15 protein-coding genes and 1 tRNA gene are annotated in these 16,880 nt (G+C 38.7%); 12 read left to right on the top strand and 4 right to left on the bottom strand.

Going from position 1 to position 16,880, the window contains the following annotated elements:
- The first annotated feature begins 449 nt into the window (after window positions 1-449).
- From AC0KSB_RS08230 to glf, 8 genes are all read left to right on the top strand, one after another.
- Window positions 450-1,301: an ABC transporter ATP-binding protein gene (locus AC0KSB_RS08230; RefSeq protein WP_472308145.1), complete on the top strand. Its 852-nt coding sequence runs from the start codon at window positions 450-452 to the stop codon at window positions 1,299-1,301.
- Window positions 1,302-2,114: an ABC transporter permease gene (locus tag AC0KSB_RS08225; protein WP_472308143.1), complete on the top strand. Its 813-nt coding sequence runs from the start codon at window positions 1,302-1,304 to the stop codon at window positions 2,112-2,114.
- An 84-nt stretch (window positions 2,115-2,198) separates the two neighbouring features.
- On the top strand, window positions 2,199-3,008 hold the full coding sequence (locus tag AC0KSB_RS08220) for an ABC transporter permease (protein WP_472308141.1): 810 nt from the start codon (window positions 2,199-2,201) through the stop codon (window positions 3,006-3,008).
- A 61-nt stretch (window positions 3,009-3,069) separates the two neighbouring features.
- The gene (locus AC0KSB_RS08215; RefSeq protein WP_472308139.1) at window positions 3,070-4,260 is read left to right on the top strand and encodes an ABC transporter substrate-binding protein; all 1,191 of its coding nucleotides are present in this window, start codon (window positions 3,070-3,072) and stop codon (window positions 4,258-4,260) included.
- A 91-nt stretch (window positions 4,261-4,351) separates the two neighbouring features.
- Complete coding sequence (gene hydA / locus AC0KSB_RS08210) at window positions 4,352-5,728, top strand: dihydropyrimidinase (protein ID WP_472308137.1); 1,377 nt, start codon at window positions 4,352-4,354, stop codon at window positions 5,726-5,728.
- Window positions 5,729-5,819: 91 nt separating this feature from the next.
- Window positions 5,820-7,436, top strand: a complete 1,617-nt coding sequence (gene preA / locus AC0KSB_RS08205; protein ID WP_472308135.1) for an NAD-dependent dihydropyrimidine dehydrogenase subunit PreA — start codon at window positions 5,820-5,822, stop codon at window positions 7,434-7,436.
- Window positions 7,411-8,652, top strand: a complete 1,242-nt coding sequence (locus AC0KSB_RS08200; protein ID WP_472308133.1) for an allantoate amidohydrolase — start codon at window positions 7,411-7,413, stop codon at window positions 8,650-8,652. The genes preA and AC0KSB_RS08200 overlap by 26 nt, the downstream gene beginning before the upstream one ends.
- A 156-nt stretch (window positions 8,653-8,808) precedes the next feature.
- Window positions 8,809-9,918: a UDP-galactopyranose mutase gene (gene glf / locus AC0KSB_RS08195; RefSeq protein WP_472308131.1), complete on the top strand. Its 1,110-nt coding sequence runs from the start codon at window positions 8,809-8,811 to the stop codon at window positions 9,916-9,918.
- Window positions 9,919-9,959: 41 nt separating this feature from the next.
- On the opposite strand, the gene AC0KSB_RS08190 is transcribed toward glf, so the two are convergent.
- The 4 genes from AC0KSB_RS08190 to AC0KSB_RS08175 all read right to left on the bottom strand — a co-directional run bounded on the left by AC0KSB_RS08190 (window position 9,960) and on the right by AC0KSB_RS08175 (window position 12,676).
- On the bottom strand, window positions 9,960-11,135 hold the full coding sequence (locus tag AC0KSB_RS08190) for a putative manganese transporter (protein WP_472308129.1): 1,176 nt from the start codon (window positions 11,133-11,135) through the stop codon (window positions 9,960-9,962).
- A gap of 231 nt (window positions 11,136-11,366) precedes the next feature.
- Window positions 11,367-11,861, bottom strand: a complete 495-nt coding sequence (locus AC0KSB_RS08185; RefSeq protein WP_472308127.1) for a 6-pyruvoyl trahydropterin synthase family protein — start codon at window positions 11,859-11,861, stop codon at window positions 11,367-11,369.
- Between the two features lie 68 nt (window positions 11,862-11,929).
- A complete protein-coding gene (locus AC0KSB_RS08180; protein ID WP_472308125.1) occupies window positions 11,930-12,352 on the bottom strand; it encodes a Fur family transcriptional regulator in 423 nt (140 codons plus the stop codon).
- A 237-nt stretch (window positions 12,353-12,589) separates the two neighbouring features.
- Window positions 12,590-12,676: transfer RNA gene (locus AC0KSB_RS08175), tRNA-Leu, on the bottom strand.
- Between the two features lie 359 nt (window positions 12,677-13,035).
- Here AC0KSB_RS08175 and pyrR point away from each other — a divergent pair.
- The 4 genes from pyrR to pyrF are packed head-to-tail and all read left to right on the top strand — an operon-like array spanning window position 13,036 to window position 16,790.
- Complete coding sequence (gene pyrR, locus AC0KSB_RS08170; RefSeq protein WP_472308123.1) at window positions 13,036-13,587, top strand: bifunctional pyr operon transcriptional regulator/uracil phosphoribosyltransferase PyrR; 552 nt, start codon at window positions 13,036-13,038, stop codon at window positions 13,585-13,587.
- A gap of 2 nt (window positions 13,588-13,589) precedes the next feature.
- The gene (locus AC0KSB_RS08165) at window positions 13,590-14,519 is read left to right on the top strand and encodes an aspartate carbamoyltransferase catalytic subunit (protein WP_472308121.1); all 930 of its coding nucleotides are present in this window, start codon (window positions 13,590-13,592) and stop codon (window positions 14,517-14,519) included.
- Entirely contained in the window at window positions 14,516-15,796 is a 1,281-nt protein-coding gene (locus AC0KSB_RS08160) for a dihydroorotase (protein WP_472308119.1), read from the top strand. The genes AC0KSB_RS08165 and AC0KSB_RS08160 overlap by 4 nt, the downstream gene beginning before the upstream one ends.
- A gap of 43 nt (window positions 15,797-15,839) precedes the next feature.
- Entirely contained in the window at window positions 15,840-16,790 is a 951-nt protein-coding gene (pyrF, locus tag AC0KSB_RS08155) for an orotidine-5'-phosphate decarboxylase (protein WP_472308147.1), read from the top strand.
- Window positions 16,791-16,880: the final 90 nt, after the last annotated feature.

The raw sequence follows: 16,880 nt of genomic DNA, 5'->3' as shown, positions 1-16,880 counted from the left end.
GACGCTATCGCCATCTTCGTTATGCTAAGGACTGGAAGATTGAATGGTTGATCCGTGCGGTCATCGACCGATTGCAACAGTTTAGTTTGATTCCAGTTTGATGATATCGCCTAACTAGAAATGCACTGCTCAACCGCGACTGCGGCTTGTTTCTGATTCCTTTCTTTCAACATCAGGAGCCAGGAAACAGCCATTTTTCTGATCTATTAATGTTTTCACCACTATTCAATTGTCAAGGTTCATCGCTCGAATGGTTTTTCTCAGATTTGGCTGAGAAACACTTAACCCGAGCCCTATTTGACGGCTACCTGCCGATTACAGGATCAAATAATATGGGAACAATAATTTGTGATTGTTTGAAAATGTCAAAAGCAAAGTGATTTCTATTTTTACAAGGGTGTAAAGCAAAAAACTTTACGCCCTTATTTTTTAGAAAAGAGGGATAAAAAATGGCTGTTCTTGAAAATTTCACAACTGATTCAAAAGTTGAAGACGTCAAACTTTCGTTAATCGAAAATAATTCTAAAGATGATGAGCTGGAGATTAAGGTTGAAAACCTTTGGGTTCAGTTCCCAGACAAGGAGGGTGGAGATCCTGTCACTGCTCTGAGAAATATAAATCTGAATATAAAGCAAGGAGAGTTTATTTCTTTGGTTGGCCCTTCTGGTTGTGGTAAAACAACTTTATTAAGAGCAATTGCTGATTTGCAGCAGCCTACCTCCGGCAGTATATCGGTTCGTGGTCAAACCCCAAATGAAATCAGAAGACAGAAAAAATATGGAATAGTATTCCAGAATCCGGTTTTATTCGATTGGCGTACTGTCAGAAGAAATGTTTGTATGCCTATGGAATTAAGTGGATTGCCTAGAAAATACAGAACAGCCCGGGTAACGGAAATGTTGGAAATGGTTGGTCTTTATAATTTTGGCAAAAAATATCCTCATGAGCTTAGCGGTGGTATGCAACAGCGTGTTGGTATAGCCAGAGCTCTGGCTATCAAGCCGGAAATACTGTTAATGGACGAACCCTTCTCAGCATTGGATGAATTTACAAAAGAAAAACTACACGAAGATTTGCTTAAAATATGGCATAAAACCAATACTACCATTTTGTTCGTTACACATAATATACAGGAAGCAGTTTTCCTATCAGACAGAGTAGTTGTTCTTTCACCACATCCGGGCAGGCTTTCAGCTGTGGTAGATATAGATCTTCCCAGACCGAGAAATCTTGATACCAAGGATCTGACAAGATTCAGTGAATTAGTATCTAAGGTGCGCAAAAGTTTTGAGGAGGTATAGATGATGAATCGTATCAGAAAAGCACTCAATTCAAAACATATGGTAACAATTGTCTGGGTTATAGGATTCTTTGCCGTATGGGAGATAATTGCATTTTCTGTAGAACAGACAAAAAGATCACCTGAGAATGTACTGCCTCATCTTAGTCAGATATTCTCTTCTGTTATCAGCAGTAACCTGGTAAGCCAGAGTCAGACTGCATTTCAGATGGTTTTAAGCAATGCCGGAATTACACTTTTACGGGCAGGAATGGGCTTCCTGATAGGTGTTGCAGTCGGATATATTATGGCTTTGATTATGAATCTTTTTGTCACAGCAGAGAAAATAGTTTTTCCGTATCTGATGATAATACAAATGATCCCAATTCTTGGTATGGCTCCTATTGTGCTGGCCGTTACAAAAGACATAAATAAAAGCAGAATTATCATTGCAGCTATTTTAACTTTTTATCCTGTAGCAACAAATACATTAGCAGGGTTTAAAGCAGTAGAGAAAGATAAACACGATTTGATGCATTCTCTGGCAGCAACAAAATTTGAAAAATATACAAAACTACTGATTCCATTCAGTATGCCTTACTTTTTTACCGGTTTAAAAATATCTGCTCCGATGGCTATTACTGCTTCTATTTTGGTAGATACGCTTCAAGGCGGCGCAGGTTTGGGGACTATTCTTTCACAGTCACTTAAACATGCTATGACAATATATGTTTTCTGGCAAATTGTTTTCTTTAGTGCTGCCATTGGTATTGCAAGCTATTTGCTTATGACTTTACTGGAAAAAATTGTATCCCCTTATAAGTTGCGGCAATAAATTCTTTGATCAGCATACAGACTGGATAAGGTGTATTAAAACGACTACATCTCAAATATATGTATAGAGAAAGATGGTGATCTGGTGAAAAACACCAAAATCAGGCGATTAAACAAAGAAAGTATAACGACGGTTATGTATCCTGTTCTGTTTAGTATTATATTGCTTGTTCTCTGGCAGACACAGATTTTACATAAAATACTGGGTGCAGACACCTTTACTTTGCCTTTGCCGGCAAGAATTATCAGTATCATAATTGATAATCCGGCCATGATTTTAAAAGATGTAAGAGCAACTGTTATTGTTGCCATAAGTGGTCTTGTTCTTGGATCTTTGCTAGGCTATTTGCTTGGCATAGTTGCTACAGCACTTCCTAAATGGGGAAAGGGAGGCTTATCGTTAGCATCTGCTTTCAATGCTATTCCGATAATTGCAATCGCTCCAATAATGACTAATCTTACAAAAGATTTTAGCGATAATGCGAATATGCGCAGTATGATTGCCAAGACACTAGTGGTTATGATTACCTGTACTGTTTCAATGAGTGTTAATGCCTACAGGGGCTTTACAGAAGTCAAACCTTTTTCCGAAGATTTACTTAAATCATATGCAGCTGGTAAGCTAACGGTTTTTTTCAAACTGAGAATTCCTAATAGTGTTCCATATATTTTCACGGCTTTAAGAGTAAGTGTGCCAGCTTCGATAATAAGTGCGCTGGTCAGTGAATATTTTGCCGAATTTATTATAGGTGTAGGTCGTCAGATAAGAGAAAGCATAGTTCTGGCACAGTACGCTACAGCTTGGGCTTATATAGTCGTAGCATGCTTTATCGGCATAATAATGTATTCCATTTTATTGATTACTGAGAACATTTTGCTAAAAGGTAGACGCTGATATTTTTCAGACTGCTGGCAAAAGTTCAGGTGATAGATTTTCATAACAGGAGGAAAAGATTATGAGAAAAACAGTTAAAACGAAAATATCCAAATTTTGGATGATGTTCATGGTGATCGCATTAGTAATGGCGATGCTCGCAGGATGTGGCGGTTCTGCTTCTGAAGATACTTCAGCTACAACCAAACAGGAGGCTGAAGAGTCTGATGAAACGACAGATGGCGGTTCTGCAGATGATTCAACCTCTGGAGATTATTACGATGCCGATGCCAGTGTAGAAAGTATCATTATCGATGCCGCCAGTCAGGGAAAAGTAGGCAACTGGGGTCTGGGTGATGAATATGAGGTACAGGCTTTACTTACAAAATATGGTCAGGATATTTCATATTTGAGTCAGGCTTTTGATATGGACGGTTTTGATGATGACTCAATCTTGCTTGCTTCGGCAATGACATACAATGAGTTGGGTCTTGTCGTCAATGATTATGACGGAGCTTATTCTTACGGCAGCGGCGTAAAATGGGTTGATATGAATGACGAAGGCGTTGCCATGTTGCAGGACAATATTTTCTGTACAAGAGAGTTTGCAGAAGCAAATCCAAATACGGTAAAAGCTTTCTTATATGCTTCCATGAAGGGCTGGGAATATGCTTGTGAGAATCCTGAAGAAGCAGCCCAGATAGTCTACAATTACGGCTCATCAGTCTCTGCAGATCATCAGGCATACATGGCAGAGGAAGTAAAGAAACTCGTTCAGACAGATGTGAAGGGCAATACTGTAGAGACCTACGGCATAATCGATGATGATGCAATGCAGCAGACCCTCGATCTGGCAAAAACATATATCACTCTTGCTGACTCAAGTGCCGCCGATGCCTTAGCAGCCCTTGAACTTGATGATATAAGAGATTCCTCATATATCGATGAAGCTATGTCTTCAGACGGAAGCTTTGGCGATCTGGAAAAAACCGAGATTTCAATACAGCTCAAATGGTTACCACAGGCTCAGTTTATGGGTTATTACGTAGCTTTGGAGAAAGGTTATTATGACGAAGTAGGATTAACGGTAGATATCGTATCAGGCGGTGGTGATATAGGAGAAACAACTGCTGTCTATACTGGTCAGGTAGACTTTGGTGTTACCTGGGTATCAAACCTTATTGCTGCCAATGCCGGTGGTATGGATCTGGTCGAAGTTGCACAGGTTTATCAGAGATCAGGGCTTGTTCTGGTATATAAAATCAACGAATAATTGATTGCAAAAAAAAACACACAGTATACATGTGCTGGCAGATCATTGAATCTGCCGGCCTTGTATCATATAAGGACAAGGGAGGCCGAATATGGAATTATTAATAAAAAACGGCACTATTGTAACAGCACAAGAAAGCTATGACGCAGATATAGCTGTTGATAAAGGAATAATCGTTCAAATCGGTAAAAATCTGGATATAAAAGCGGATAGAACAGTAGATGCCAGTGGTAAATTAATCTTGCCGGGCGCTATTGATGTACATACTCATCTGGCAATGCCATTTGGCGGCACAGTTTCAGCGGATGACTATTTTGCAGGCACCCGGGCGGCTGCCTGTGGAGGTGTAACTACTGTATTTGATTATCCTATGCAGAGAAAAGGCAAGGGCATTATGGAAACCATTGAAACAAGGAAAGCGATGTGCGATCCAGATGCCTGTGTTGACTATGCTTTTCACTGCATTATTACCGATTTAAATGATGACACCCTTCTTGAAGAGATTCCCGTGGCTGTAAAAAATGGTATAACCAGCTTCAAATGTTTTATGGTTTACAAAAAAGAAGGCATGATGGTTGATGATGGTACTTTGATAAAAATTCTGTTAAAAGCAGCAGAAAACGGTGCGATTACCAATATACATGCTGAGAATCCTGATGTTATCGACTTGAGAATCGAGCAATATCTCAAAGAAGGGAAAACCTCAGCTTGGTATCATTATATGTCCAGACCTGAATTTGTCGAAGCAGAGGCTGATAAAAGAGCTGTACACTGGGCAAAATCTGTTAATGCACCATTATATATAGTGCATATGGCAGACAAAGAAGGTCTGGAAGCTGCTATTGAGGCAAAAATGCAGGGTCATGATATTTATGTTGAAACATGTCCGCAATATCTGGAATTCACCTCAGAAGTTTACAAAAGAGAAGATGGCAGAAATTTTGTCTGTTCACCACCAATTAAAGGTGAAGAAAGCCGTCAGGCATTATGGGCGGCTATCCAAAACGGCATGATAGATACCGTTGCAACAGATCACTGTCCTTTCCAAAGCTATGAAAAAGACTGGGGCAAGGATGATTTTACCAAAATTCCAAATGGCTGTGCTGGTGTCGAAAATTTATATCCTTATATGCTCTCGGCTGCAAATCAAGGACTCATCTCCTTTAACCGTGCAGTAGAACTTTGCTCTGCTAATCCGGCAAAGATATTCGGCTGTACAACTAAGGGCTCTTTGAATGCAGGTAAAGATGCCGATATTGTCATATATGACAAAGATAAAGATTTTACTATTTCAATCGACAATATGCATTCAGACTATGATCACACAATATGGGAAGGTATCAGTCTGAAAGGTTATCCTGTGCAAACCTATGTCAGAGGTAATCTTGTATACGACAATGGTGATTTTGTCGGTAGCAAAGGTTTGGGCAAATTTATCAAAAGAGAACCATCAAAAAGAAATAAATAAAAAATGACATTTAAAATACAAAGGCTAATTTTATTCAATAATAATTTTAAAAAATCCAAAAATGTATACAATTAGAAATGGGGTAGATGATGTGAATAAAAATAAATATTCGGACATATCAATACGGGAAGATATTGCCGGCTGTTTACTGTGTAATCATGCTCCTTGCACAAGTATATGCCCTTATCAATTAGAAGTAGATAGAATTATAAGAGCAGTTCGTTTTGATAATAAACAAGGAGCAGCCGAACGTCTGCCTGCAAATGTGGCATGTTATGAATGTGTAGATAAACCATGTCTGCAGGCCTGTCTGAAAGCCCAAATAGGTCAACCGGTACCAATTGACAGAATTATTATGGCTGTTAGTGAAATTGAAGATGAATCAGTGAAGACAATACCTCCTTCCGCTTTGAGCACAGAATCAGTAAATGTTGGAGCGTCTGCCGATTTTATTACAAAAGCAGCAGGAACTTATCCCGATTTATCAATAGATTTTTGTGGTATTAGCTGTGAAAATCCTTTTTTTCTATCATCATCGGTTGTAGGTAACAATTATGAAATGGTTGCCAAGGCTTTTAAGATGGGCTGGGCTGGCGTAGCATTTAAAACTATAGGCGCATATATTCCGGAAGATGTTTCCCCAAGGTTTGACTTTGTAAGAAATGAATCAAATTCACCTGTTGGACTAAAAAATATCGAACAGATTTCAGATCATCCTCTGGAAGAAAATCTTGAATTTATTCGCAGACTAAAAAAAGAATTCCCAACTAAAATTATAATCGCATCGATATTGGGACAAAATGAACAAGAATGGACAATGCTTGCCGAAAAGGTTACAAAAGCTGGTGCAGATATAATCGAATGTAATTTTTCCTGCCCTCATATGGCGGCTGACGGACTTGGTTCAGATGTCGGACAAAATCCAGAAATGGTTGCTTTGTACACAAAAGCCGTCAGAAAAGGCACAACTATACCTGTACTGGCAAAAATGACACCTAATACAGGAAATATGGAACCTGCAGCAATTGCAGCTATTGAAGCGGGTGCAGATGGTCTGGCGGCAATTAATACTATTAAAAGCATAACTGGAATTGATCTGGACAACTTTACATCAGGACCTGCTATCAGAGGCAAAACTACCGTTGGTGGCTATTCCGGCAGAGCGATAAAGCCAATTGCTTTAAGATTTATCCATGATTTAAAAACCTGCAGTCCAATTAGTAGTGTTCCATTAAGTGGTATGGGAGGTATTGAAACATGGTCAGACGCTGCGGAATTTTTGGCACTGGGCTGTGAAAATATTCAGGTTACCACTTCTGTCATGCAATATGGTTATAGAGTGATAGAAGATATGATAGAAGGAATGTCATATTATCTGGCACAACATGGCTATACAAGTATAAGGCAGATAATAGGCAATGCTCTACCAAATATAATAGCGGCAGACGATCTTGATAGAAAAAGCATTTGCTACCCTAAATTCAATCGCGAAAAATGCGTCGGCTGCGGCCGTTGTTATATCTCATGCTATGACGGCGGTCATCAGGCAATTAAGCAAAATAAAGAAACAGGAAAACCCATATTAGAAGCAAAAAAATGTGTTGGTTGTCATCTATGTCTTTTGATTTGTCCGGTAGGAGCAATCGACAGAGGTTTAAGAGTAATAGCAGGAGGAGTACAAGATGAAAAAAGAATTAATTATATGTGATTTTGACAGAATGAAAGATAAAATAGAAACATTTAGCAAGTTTGGTGATACTGGAGCAGGTGGAATAACACGTTTTTCACTTTCGCCAGAAGCGTTAGCCGCACGTGCTGAATTTAAAAACAGAATGGAAAAACTAGGCGCTATCGTAGAAACAGATGATATGGCCAATATGTATGCTACGATCCCTGGAACTGAGGATTTACCAGCCATAATGACCGGTTCTCATCTTGATTCCGTAAAAAAAGGCGGCAATTATGACGGTGTGCTAGGTGTGCTTACAGCAATGGAGGCCGCAGAAACAATTGTTGAAAATAACATCCCACATAAACATCCAATAACGGTAAATGTCTGGACAAATGAAGAAGGAGCAAGATTTGAACCGGCAATGATGTCCTCAGGTGTTATTTGCGGTAAATTTGATCAGGATAAAATGCTTAGTTCTGAAGCAAAAGATATCCCTGGCTATACTTTTAAGCAAGCATTAGAAGAAAGTGGTTATAAAGGGGATAAGGCTAATAGAATGTCAAAAGAAAAATATGCAGCTTTTCTGGAATTGCATATAGAACAAGGGCCTGTACTGGAATCAGAAAAAAAGGATATAGGCGTCGTTGAAGGTGTCTGCGGTATGATTAATTATGAATTCACCTTTATTGGACAGGCAGACCATGCAGGTACAACGCCAATGAAATTCAGGAAAGATGCTCTTTATGCAGCCGCCAAAACGATTCAGTATTTACACGATGAGCTTGATAAACTTGATCCGACATTAGTTTATACAACCGGCAAAATATCGGCACATCCAAACATACACACGATTATTCCAGACGAGGTTAAATTCACTCTAGATGCAAGACATAAAGATCCACAGGTAATAAAACAGGTTCTGGAGATCATCAATAAAATTCCCCCTGTCGTTGAAAAATGTCAGACAAGTTATAAAGAGGCCTGGTCAAGAAAAACCGTGGAATTTACTTCCGATATAGTAGATATGATTGTTGAGAGCTGTGAAGATCTGGATTATGAACACAAAAAAATGTACAGCGGAGCAGGACATGACGCTCAGTTTGTAGTAGATATTATACCTTCCGCAATGGTTTTTGTGCCTAGCATTGACGGACATAGTCACTGTGAGCTGGAAAAAACAACAACAGAAGATTGTCTGAAAGGCGCTAATGTACTATTAAACACAATTTTGAAGTTAGATGCTAATATCTAGAAAATGTGTCAAACAAAGAAAGTAAAAAAGATTGGAAACCTGGTGTTTCTAATCTTTTTTAAAACTTTCTTAAAATCTGTATTTGACACTTGTATCAGACCCTCTTGATTAGATTACACTTGAACTGTAATATTAAATCAGGAGGTAATTGAAATTATGGCTATGAGAAAATGTCTTGTTATTGGAGCAGGTCTGGCAGGTGCCACTGCTGCCAGATTGTTAGCGGATTCTGGCGATAAGGTAAATGTTATAGACAGGTTGCCGCATATCGGCGGTAATTGTTATGATGAAAAAGCCGAAACAGGCATTACAATTCATCGTTATGGTCCTCATATATTTCATACTAATCTGACGAAGGTCTGGCAGTTTTGTCAGCGTTTTACCAGATTTAATCTCTATCAGCATAAAGTACTATCTTATGTTGACGGACAATTGCTGCCTTTCCCCATAAATCGTGATACATTATGCAAGCTTTACGGAATAGAAATGAGCATAAGAGAAGTGGATTCATTTCTATCCGACGAAGTAGCAAGATCTTCTTTTGAAAATCCACCCCGAAATTTCAAAGATGCAGTTGTAGGTCAGGTAGGGAATTATCTCTACAGCAAATTTTTTGAAAACTACACACGCAAACAATGGGCGGCTGACCCTGTAACTCTATCACCTGAAATTGCCGGACGTATCCCTATCAGACATAACAGGGATGACAGGTATTTCACTGATTTATATCAAGGGTTACCGGAAAAAGGTTATACCGATATGATAGCTAATATGCTTGATCATCCAAAAATAAACATAGAGCTTGAAGCTGATTATTTCCAAAACAGGTCAGAATATGATAAACCAGGCAAATATGATTTAACCGTATATACTGGACAATTAGACAAATATTTTGATGAATCGTATGGACGGCTTGATTACAGATCGGTAAAATTCGAATTTAGGGATTATGATAAAGCTTGTTTTCAACCAGCAGCCGTGGTCAATTATCCGAATGACTATGATTTTACAAGGATAACAGAATTCAAACACATGACATCAGAAACCTCTGATAAGACAACCCTTTGTCTGGAATATCCATCATCTGAGGGTGTGCCTTCTTATGTTGTACTTAATCAGGAAAATGTCGGCAAACGCCAAGCTTATATGGATCATGTAAATGATCTGGAAGAACAAGGTAAAGTGATTTTTGTAGGAAGATTAGCCGAATATAGGTATTACAATATGGATCAGGTAATTGCCTCTGTGTTTAAGAAAATCAGATAATCCGGGAGCATTTGATCAAATTACATTTTGCAGCAAGTAAATCAACCAAGTATTTTCGTTTCAATAAAAAGTACAATCAGTCCTGTTATAAGTGCAACCATAAAACTGATCAGATGCAGTCTGCGTTGACTGTATCTGATTTGTTTGTTGCCGACAATTTGCGAATCACCAATCAATGCCATCGAACAGGCAAGAAGGGAGGCAAAGGGAAGTGCTCCTTGTGATCCGGCTAAAGTAAAATATAAAGTTGTAAAGGCAAGAGAGGCTCCTGTGCCGGGGATCAGTCCAATCAGGGCTGCTATAATTACAGCCATCAATTCCCGGCCGGCAAAAAACTGAGCCAGTCTGTCTTCGCCTGCCAAAGCTACAATTAGATTAATCAGAAAAGATAAAACGAAAATAATTAAAATTACACCAGAACAGATTTCAGCAAGATCTCCTACGGCATCTCCTGAATCTTCAAACTCATGTTCAAATATTTTACCAAATTCCTTTGTTATTATTCTTACAAACATGCGGTATAAGAAAACTATAATTATACCTATCATTGCCATCCAGGAAATAAGAGGTATACCCATAGCATCATATGATTCAATCGGCACGTTAAAAACAGACGCCCATATTTGCAAAAAAATCTGAACTATCAGGGCGATGACAAACATAATCCAGAAATATTTGCCGACTTTATGATAGCGCATATGATGAAGTTTATGACGGAATTTATCTGGAAGCTCATGGAAATTTTCATCAGCCTCGATAGCTTCTTCATCTGTGGAAGCAGTAATATCTTTTTCCTGCCATTTTTCAGAAAATTGACGGCTCTTTTCCAACATATTTACGGTAAAGCCGGAAAATGTTGCTATGAAAAATTTGATAACAACTATCAGTAACCATGTTAGAGGCTGATAAGATAGGATGATATAAGTTGATTCCTCACCAATGCCAATCATGCCGGCAAGCAAAGAACCAGGTCTTATGCCTTTTCTTTTATAAGTTGTATATTGGAATAATAATGTACCGTCAACAGGTATAAGACTAAGGCCAACCATAATAGCAGGTTTATCAAGCTTTCTGCGAATTATCTGCTCTCTTAACTGATCGCCTCGTTTAAAATCGAGCAAACCAAAAACAAGCATCAGAACAGCCATTACAGCTCCGACTTCAAAAAAAGCACTATAAGCAGCTTCAAAAACTGTTGAAAAAATTGTATCAAGCACCTTGATTCCCCTTAAAGAGATTACCTTGATTTTCTCTGAAATATTCGATCATTATATCATATTTATTATTAAAATAAGTAATGCTGACAGATGGTTATAGCTTGCAATACGACTATAGCTGGAATAGCGGAAATTTTGCAATCGTTAAAATTTAAACACTTTTAAGGATAAACTCAAACAAAGAGCGAACACATAAAATATGTCCGCTCCTTTAGATTGATACGAATCTATTTACTTAAACTCTTTAGATGCTGCGTTCATAGAAGATGATCGGAAAGTGATTTTTTTAATTGGCATTTTGTCCTTAAGTAATTCGTAAAAAAGTTCACAAAGATTCTCACATGTAGAAACTTTTTTAGTAACAACTATTCGGTATTCCGGATATGACCAAGCAAGTGCGTTATCTATCTTTTTTAGAGGTACACAATTCTCAGGATCATTATTTATGCCTTCCTTTTTGTAAACAGCAAGAACTGCTTCAAGAAGCGGATCGCCTTCTTGAAATAATGTTGCGTGATGGAAATGGTCACAAACTTCCCAAGCTTTTTTGAATCCATCTTTACAAGCGTGTGCAAATCCAGTTACCGGATCAACTGTGTCTTCAAGTTCAATTGTTAAAAGACCTGAATGTCCGTGAAGGTGTTTTGCTTCTCTAGGCCAGTTCATAAACCTGTGTGCGTACTGGAAATCAAGATTTACAATTGATGTGTACTTGTCGTTTAACATGCTAGAATCCTCCTGAAATTTAATTTATATTAAGCTGAAAAGCTCAATACCACGAATAAAAAATTTTCTTAACTCTTATTTTCAATGCATTTCGGACATATTCCTTTAAAATAAACACCTTTTTCTTGTATTTTAAATTTCTCCAGACCTTCACTCACAAATTCTTCAATATCAATCGCAAAATCATAAATTTCACCACATTGTTTACATTTAAAATGACCATGATTATTTAATATCGGGTCATACCTTATTTCATTTTCCTCAATATATAAACCATTTAGTATATTTGCTTTAATAAATAGAGTAAGCGTGTTATAAACTGTAGTCTTCGACAATGTTGGAACTTCTTTTACAACTGCTTTATATATCTCATCAACTGTTGGGTGATTGTTATTTTCCATAATATAATCCAGTATCTTAATCCTATGAAGGGAGGGTCTTATATTATTTTCAATCAGATATCCAGTTATATTTTTAATTTTATCCCTCATGCTAACACCTTTTTAATATTATTTCATATTTGAAACCATTACAAATTTATTTTATATTACTTGTTTTTGAATGTCAATGCAAATAAACATTTTAATAATTTCCGAGTGCATTGTATAAAAACAAAATTAATCGCGGTTTATCAAATATAAAACTTGAAATTATTGCAAATCAGCCGTTTTCGGGCAAAACAAAAACCACCTTCTGACAAAATTTCTTTTGTCAATAGATGGTTTTTTTGGTGGGGATGAAGGGACTCGAACCCTTACAACCTCTCGATCGGCAGATTTTGAGTCTGCTGCGTCTGCCAGTTCCGCCACATCCCCGTGGCTTTCTACCAAGGAATAATAACAAGTATCTTGCATTCTGTCAATTATTAGTTTATCCTTATTTAAGGGAAATACCTTTTAATCGGTCCCGTGAGGCTGGAAGGGTTGACATAGTACGAGAGCTATTTTTTGCTTGTCTTTTCTCATTATACTCATGGTTATGAGTGTAGATAGCCTGATATCAGGTGATTTTGAGAAAAATCCTGAAAGAATTCAGGTTAGCTGGAAGCAAAATTTCAGTAAAGCGTGTTTTTGCCAAGTCTTCTGTGCCTGCAGAAGGCTTTTTTGTATTTCCTGGGTTTATTAAATCTATTACAAGGAAGTAAAGACTTTTTGAATACGAAAGGGGTAGAACAATGATTGCTAAAACAGTTTTGATGGATCATGCGGCTATGGATCGGGCTTTGACCAGAATTGCGCATGAGATTCTGGAACGTAATAAAGGCCTTGATAATCTTTACATTATAGGAATTCAACGAAGAGGTGTTCCTCTTGCAGAAAGAATTGCTGATAAAATTGCTTTGATTGAAGGTGTAAGGCCTGAGGTTGGTATTCTTGACATAACCTTTTACCGTGATGATCTTAGCTTGCTTGCCGAGCATCCGGTTATTAACGGTACCGACATGCCTTTTTCTGTTCAGGATAAAAAAATCGTACTGGTGGATGATGTTCTTTTTACAGGGAGGACATGCAGAGCTGCAATTGAGGCTTTGTTTGATCTTGGACGTCCTAAACTTATTCAGCTTGCTATCCTTATTGATCGTGGTCATAGAGAACTACCGCTCCGGGCAGATTACATTGGTAAAAATGTGCCTACTGCCAGTAATGAGGTTATTCAGGTAAATATAAAGGAAATAGATGATCAGGACAGTGTTGTTCTGGGTGAATTAACTGAGAAAGGGAATTGAATATGCAGCTTCAAAGCAAAGACTTGCTCGGTATGAAGGAATTATCGAGTCAGGAGATTAAACTGATACTGGATACTGCCGATACTATGAAATTGGTATTGTCAGCAAACAGTAAAAAAACGGCACATTTGCAGGGGAAATCAGTTGTTACGCTTTTTTATGAAAACAGTACGAGAACGCGTTTGTCTTTTGAAATGGCTTCTAAGTTTATGGGAGCATCTTCGGCAAACATATCTGCGTCTGGCAGCAGCATAAAAAAAGGAGAATCTTTGATTGATACAGCCAGAACAATTGATAGTATGGCGACAGACATAATAATCATGCGTCATCAGCAAAGTGGAGCTCCGCATATGCTGGCTCCTTTGCTCAATGCTTCAATCGTCAATGCCGGTGATGGTATGAATGAGCATCCGACACAGGCTTTACTTGATATGCTGACAATGCGCCAGCACAAGGGCAATCTTGAAGGTCTTAAAGTAGCTATCGTTGGTGATTTGCTGCATAGTAGAGTTGCCCGCAGTAATTTATGGGGTCTGACAAAAATGGGTGCAAAGGTTCATCTGGCAGGTCCTGCAACCATGACTCCGCTGAAACTGGAAAAAACACCGGCGATCTGGTGTCCTACTGTCCAGGATGCGGTCAGAGATGCTGACATTGTTATGGGGCTTAGAGTACAACTGGAAAGACAAAGCAGCGGACTTTTTCCTTCTATTAGCGAATATGCAAAATTCTTTGCAATTGATAAGGCCACTCTTGCTTTAGCCAAAAAAGATGCTCTGCTGATGCATCCAGGGCCTTGTAATCATGGGGTTGAGATGCCAACGGCTGTTTATGAATCACCACAATCGGTAATAAATGAGCAGGTAACAAATGGTGTAGCTGTAAGAATGGCTGTACTTTATCTGCTCGCTTCAAGGAGGAATCAGGGATGACATTATGCATAAAGGGTGGGCGTGTTGTTGATCCGTCTACAGGTATCGATGAAGTAAAAGATTTATTTATTAAGGATAATGTGTTTGTTGAGAGTTTAGAAGCAGAGCCGGATCGGATAATTGATGCAATTGGTAAACTTGTGATGCCAGGGCTGATTGATGCTCATTGTCACTTGCGTGAACCGGGCTTCGAATATCGTGAAGATATAGTAAGCGGAACCAAAAGTGCTGCCAAGGGTGGTTTTACGACCGTTGCCTGCATGCCAAACACTCAACCTGTTTGTGATAATGCAGCAATTGTCGAGTTTATTGTTAAAAAAGCACAAGAAGAAGGTTTTTGCCGTGTTGTTCCAATAGGTGCTGTCAGTAAAGGACAGAAAGGTAAAGAGCTTGCTGAAATCGGCCTGATGGCACAATCTGGTATCGTTGCTGTTTCTGATGACGGGCATCCTGTTGAAAGTTCCGATCTAATGAAAAAAGCCATGCAGTATGCTTCACAATTTAAGATGCCGGTAATATCTCATTGTGAAGAAATGAGCCTGGCCGCAGGCAGTATGAACGAAGGTATTGTTAGTTTAGAGCTTGGCTTAAAGGGAATCCCTGCAGCTGCTGAAGAAATTATGGTATCTAGAGATATAATACTGGCAGAATACCTTGACCTGCCAATTCATCTTGCTCATCTTAGTACTGCTCGCAGTATAGATATGGTTCGTCAGGCAAAAGCAAGAGGTGTAAAAGTCACTTGTGAGACCTGTCCGCATTACTTTACGCTGACAGAAGAAGCTTGCCGGGGATTCAATACTATGGCTAAAATGAATCCGCCTTTGCGAACAGAAGAAGACAGACTGGCCATTATCGCAGGTCTTGCCGATGGCACAATAGATATGATTGCCACAGATCATGCTCCTCATCATGAGGATGAGAAAAATCTGGAATTTGGATTGGCAAATAATGGCATAGTTGGCTTTGAGACTGCTTTTGCACTTTCCTATACCTGGTTGGTAAAAACAGGTCTGCTTGGCATAAGCGATATGATCAGTAAGATGACAACTGCACCGGCAGATTTGTTTTCACTTAAAGCAGGAAGTTTGGCAAACGGTTTTGCCGCCGATCTCACAATAACTGATCTGGAAAATGCTTTTATCTTTGATAAAGACAAGATGGCAGGCAAAGCAAAGAATACGCCTTATCATGGATATGAGCTTTACGGACAGGTTGTTATGACAATACAAGATGGAATTATCAGGTATGATGCTAAGGAGAAAACTAATGACTAATATAGACAATAACGTAAATATGGTTGGAGATTCAGATAATAAAATGAATAAGAAACCTATTAATTTTGCTGACAGGTTGCAGGCAAAAATCGATCTGACAAAAAATCCTACAGTTATGGGGCTGGATCCTGTGCTGGATTATATTCCTCAGCAATTGCTTGATTTTTTCAAAGAGCAGTGTGATGATGCGGCAATGGCTTCAGGTCTGGCAATTTTTGAGTTTAACAAACGTCTTATTGATGCCGTTGCTGATATAGTACCGGCAGTTAAGCCGCAGTTTGCTTATTATGAGCAATATGGTGTTCATGGATGGGAAGCATTAAAACAGACTATTTCTTATGCAAAAAAGAAAGGCATGCTGGTTATTGCAGATAGCAAAAGGAATGATATTGGCTCAACTGCACAAGCTTATGCCAAAGCCATTTTGGGTAAAACAACTTTGATAGATAATACGGAGATTGGCTTTCTCGATGCTGATTGCATTACTCTTAATGCTTATCTGGGTATAGATGGTATAGAGCCGTTTTTGCAACAGTGCCGAGATAATGGCAAGGGTGTATTTATTCTTGTCAGAACATCAAATCCTTCGGCAGGAGATTTGCAGGATCTGGAACTGGCTGATGGCAGAAAAGTATATGAGGCGATGGCAGACAAGGTTTCTGCCTGGGGCGATGATCTGATAGGTGAATGTAAATACAGTTCAGTTGGTGCAGTCGTTGGTGCAACCTGGCCGGAACAGGCAACTCAACTTAGAGATCGTATGCCGCAAACTTTTATATTGGTTCCCGGCTATGGAGCACAGGGAGGAAGTGCCGCTGACGCTGTTGCAGGTTTTGGTGCTGATGGCAAAGGCGGTATTGTAAATGCCTCACGTAGTCTGATGTGTGCTTGGAAAAAACATAATATGGATCATGAGGCTTTCGATTTAGCCTGCAGACAGGAAGCAATGCAAATGAGAAATCAACTGCAAAAAGCACTTGAAGAAAAAGCCTGATCTGTTATATAATACCACGATGATGTTGTGTATAAATATATGATAACGCGAATATTTATACAAATTGTATACAGCATAATGCATAGAAAT

It is taken from the genome of Ercella succinigenes (assembly GCF_900002895.1).
The sequence above is the reverse complement of the archived record's forward strand: the minus strand, read 5'-3'. Positions and strand labels throughout refer to the sequence as shown.